This window comes from Enterovibrio nigricans DSM 22720 (assembly GCF_900167155.1).
GTDB lineage: Bacteria > Pseudomonadota > Gammaproteobacteria > Enterobacterales > Vibrionaceae > Enterovibrio > Enterovibrio nigricans.
In genome coordinates this window covers 1-3823 of sequence record NZ_FUXU01000160.1, presented here as the reverse complement: position 1 = coordinate 3823, position 3823 = coordinate 1, and the positions used below count along the sequence as shown (strand labels likewise).

The 3823-nt window shown below is 45.9% G+C and carries 4 protein-coding genes; 2 read left to right on the top strand and 2 right to left on the bottom strand.

Annotated elements, in window-relative coordinates:
* Positions 1–292 precede the first annotated feature (292 nt).
* Positions 293–1165, bottom strand: a complete 873-nt coding sequence (locus B5D35_RS23020; RefSeq protein ID WP_078754737.1) for an NAD(P)-dependent oxidoreductase — start codon at positions 1163–1165, stop codon at positions 293–295.
* Positions 1166–1380: 215 nt separating this feature from the next.
* Here B5D35_RS23020 and B5D35_RS23015 point away from each other — a divergent pair, with 215 nt between their 5' ends.
* Both B5D35_RS23015 and B5D35_RS23010 read left to right on the top strand, forming a co-directional pair.
* Positions 1381–2718, top strand: coding sequence for an aminotransferase-like domain-containing protein (locus B5D35_RS23015; protein ID WP_078754736.1), 1338 nt, complete (start codon positions 1381–1383; stop codon positions 2716–2718).
* A 79-nt stretch (positions 2719–2797) separates the two neighbouring features.
* The gene (locus B5D35_RS23010; RefSeq protein WP_078754735.1) at positions 2798–3151 is read left to right on the top strand and encodes a DUF2750 domain-containing protein; all 354 of its coding nucleotides are present in this window, start codon (positions 2798–2800) and stop codon (positions 3149–3151) included.
* A gap of 140 nt (positions 3152–3291) precedes the next feature.
* Here B5D35_RS23010 and grxB read toward each other — a convergent pair.
* The coding region (grxB, locus tag B5D35_RS23005; RefSeq protein ID WP_139367855.1) for a glutaredoxin 2 at positions 3292–3823 on the bottom strand (532 nt) is incomplete at its 5' end.

The following is a 3823-nucleotide window of genomic DNA, read 5'->3' as shown; positions in this document are numbered from 1 at the left end:
GGATAACCTAGGGTCTCAGCGGCCTTCTACTAACTTTGCAACGGAGCCAGTTTTTTCCATTCTTCATCTTGCGGTTTGGCATAAACAACGAAATAAAAGAAAAGCACTAAGCCGATACCGACGAAAATAGACAACAGATCCACAGCGACTCCTTGTTGAAATCCGATTGCTTAACCGCATTCGCTCAAGCCCCAGAAAATAAGGGACAAAGGCAATTGATGAGGCTATCTATTGTATATAAAACAGGCTCAACAACTGTGAGCCCGTTCGTGCATATCTGACTCGTTTAAAACTATTTTTTGTTTGCCTTGATAAGCACAGAGGTATCCATGCGACCGAAACCTCTTTGTTGCAATTGCGCGTATTTGTTGTCGACGTTTTTCGTCAATTCCAAATCCAACCCGTGGCGGCTCGCTTCGTCTAGGCAAATGCCTAAATCTTTACGCATCCAGTCTATTGCGAAGCCAAAATCAAACTTGTCTTGCGCCATCGTCACCGCTCGGTTCTCCATCTGCCAAGAACCCGCAGCACCGAGTTTCAACACATCGGTCACTTGCTCAATATTCAATCCTGATGCTTGTGCTAGGATCAGCGCCTCACTCAGTCCCTGCAAAATACCGGTGATACAAATTTGATTCACCATTTTACAGCGTTGGCCTTGGCCATTTCCGCCCAGCAACACGGCTGATTTAGCATACGCATCAATAACAGCTTGTGCTTTCAAAAAGGCGTCTTCATCACCACCGCACATTACCGTCAACGCACCGTTTTCGGCACCAGCCTGTCCACCAGAGACGGGCGCATCGATAAATTGGACCTCGTGTTCTGCACAGGCATTAGCTAACTCTACAGCTAACTCTGCCGATGTTGTTGTATGGTCAACCAAAATACTGCCTGGTTTCATGCTTGCCAGCACACCATTTTCCCCATACACCACACTTATAACATCGTCGTCATTGCCAACGCAAACAAAAACCAGTTCACAGTCTTTTGCTGCATCACGCGGCGTAAGCGCACATTGTCCGCCATGTTGTGCAACCCAAGCTTCTGCACGAGAAGCGGTTCGGTTATACACTGTCGTGTTAAAACCAGCACGAAGGAGGTGGCCAGCCATTGGGTATCCCATTACGCCCAGACCGATAAATGCGACGTTTTTCTTTTCCATGTTTAACTTCTCCTTCAAATGCTTTTACCTTTCGGGTTCTCACCTAATGATTCACGGTTAGGCGTTAATTTGCTGTGACTATAATTGCATCGATTGACATATGTCAATAAACAGTGGCTATTTATTAAGCTATTTCAAATTAACGAAAATCGCGTCATCCTCGTGTGAACTCAATGTGTTGCAAATGTTTATATTAATCAGGAAAGGGCGGTTGTGTGAGTGAAGCTAAATTCAGGAATATCGCAGTTCATATAGAAGCGCGTATTGATGAAGGTACATACCCTGCTGGTGCAAAATTACCCCCTCACCGAGACTTAGCGGCTGAGTTCAATACTACCCCTGTCACCATATCTAAAGCCTACAAATTACTTGCTGAGTATAAGCGGGTCGAATCATTTGTCGGACGTGGCACATTTGTCGTGACACCGCCAGCTCTCGGCCAAGCAATTCAAGCGCAAGATGGCGGTGGTTTTAACTTTTCCATTTTGCAGCCTTGCATGCCTCTCAATTTTAGCTACGTACGTCAGGCATACCGCGACGCAGCAGAGAGTCTCGATGTTTCTTTGCTTTCCTATACAGAAAACTCCGGCCATGACGATCACAGACTCGCGGGTGTTCAATGGCTACAACAATTTGGTGTGACAGACGCAAACATCGGGAACACTTTGCTCACCAGTGGTGCACAACACGCTTTGTCGTTAGTGATTGCAGCCCTTTCACAACCGGGCGATGTGATTGCCGTAGAGGCACTAACGTACCCCGGAATATTAGCGATCGGTGAGTTGTCATCACGCACTGTTGTCGCCATAGACATGGATGAACATGGGCTATGCCCTCAACATCTAAAGAAAACGCTGAAAGTACACAAACCTAAACTCGTCATTACGCTTCCTTCCCATCAAAATCCCACGGGGATTACGATGACCGAGGAACGCAAAGCGCACATTGCGAAGATCATGGGATTGTCATCGTCCTATCTGGTTGAGGATGATATTTACGCGTTTTTAAATCCAGATATCACCACGTCTATTTCGACACGGATACCTGAAAAAGGGATTTACATTACAAGCCTTTCTAAGGCGATCAGCCCTGCAATGCGTTGCGGTTATATCAAAGCACCAGAACACCTTATCCCCATCCTTAATGCGCATATACGGGCAAACATCTGGCTCGCGTCTCCACTCAACTTTCACGCTGCGACCCAATTGATACAAAGCAAGGTCGCACATAAGTTAGCGCTAGTACAAAAGGAAGAAGCGCAAGCGCGGCAGAAAATAGCGACAGAAATTCTGGGCTCACGACATCATGCAAGGTCAGGTTTTCATATTTGGCTTCCTTTGCCCCCCCATTGGTCTTCAGAAGGCTTTACCGCCGAAGCCAAACGCCACAATATAACTATCAGTAGTGGGCTGCATTTCTCTACCAATGAAAAAGAAAACAAACATGTCCGCATATCATTGATGGCCATAGGCACTCGAACACAGTTAAAAGACGGTCTGAAAGAAATAAAGGCACTGCTCGATAGTAAACCGCTTCCTAACGTTGAATTTTGAGGCTTTAATTTCGCCAACAGCAGCGCATTCTCTGGATAAGTGGTACTCTAGTCGCGTTAACTCTCAAGAGATTAAATTAATGAGCAAACTTACCGCAGATATCCAAGCAAACTTGATGCTTTTCGTAGAAGAATCTAAACGTACAAACGTGGTTTGGGGTCTTCAGAATGAAGAAGAAGATTGGCTGGCAGTAGACTCAACCGAGTTTGAAAACAGCGAAGTCATGCCTTTTTGGTCTGCAAAAGAAGACGCTGAGCGTCACAACGTGGAAGAGTGGGCAGAATTCACTGTGACTGAAATCCCTCTTGATGTGTTCGTGGAAAATTGGCTGATCACGCTAGATGAAGACGGTGTGCTTGTCGGTACCAACTGGAACAGCGAGTTAGAAGGTAAAGAGATTGAGCCTTCAGAACTGGTTAAGATGTATCTGTAAGTTCAATCAGTTATCTTAATAAGCCGAGCCTTTGCGCTCGGCTTTTTATTTTCGGCTGAAACTTACGTGTTAGTAGGCGGGATGACTCTTAGCTCTGCTGAGAAAAAGCGCCTCGCAATTACCTCACGCACCGCCTTCAGCTATACCGCGACAGCATCGTACAATTTCACGCTAGTTAACGCAGAAACTTCATCTAAATACTGGCGAACATTCCCAGGGTAACGCAAGCCTTTCACCACTGTGTAGTTACGTAAAAACGGGAATATATTGATGTCGTCATAGCTCAATACATTGCCTCGCTGAGACGGCAGCACAAGAAAATCAAGTTTCAATAACTCAACGTTTAACTTGGCGATATACTCTTCGCTGTTTGCAAAGGCATCATCAAATGTCATGTCAATCATTGCTGACTTTTTACTGTTAAACCAAGCCTTCGCGTCTTCGCTCTGAAATTCTGGAAGATCAATCATCATCCAGCGGGGATAGATCAAACGGGACCCGTAGTATCCTGCCACCTCCATCCAAGCGGAAATACGCTGACCCTGTTCAGCGTTTTGCACCATAGGCTCGCCATCAAAAGCATCAAGGAAAGCAACGATATCCAGACTCTCTGCCATATATTCGGGCTCCGTTGCAAAGTTAGTAGAAGGCCGCTGAGACCCTAGGTTATCC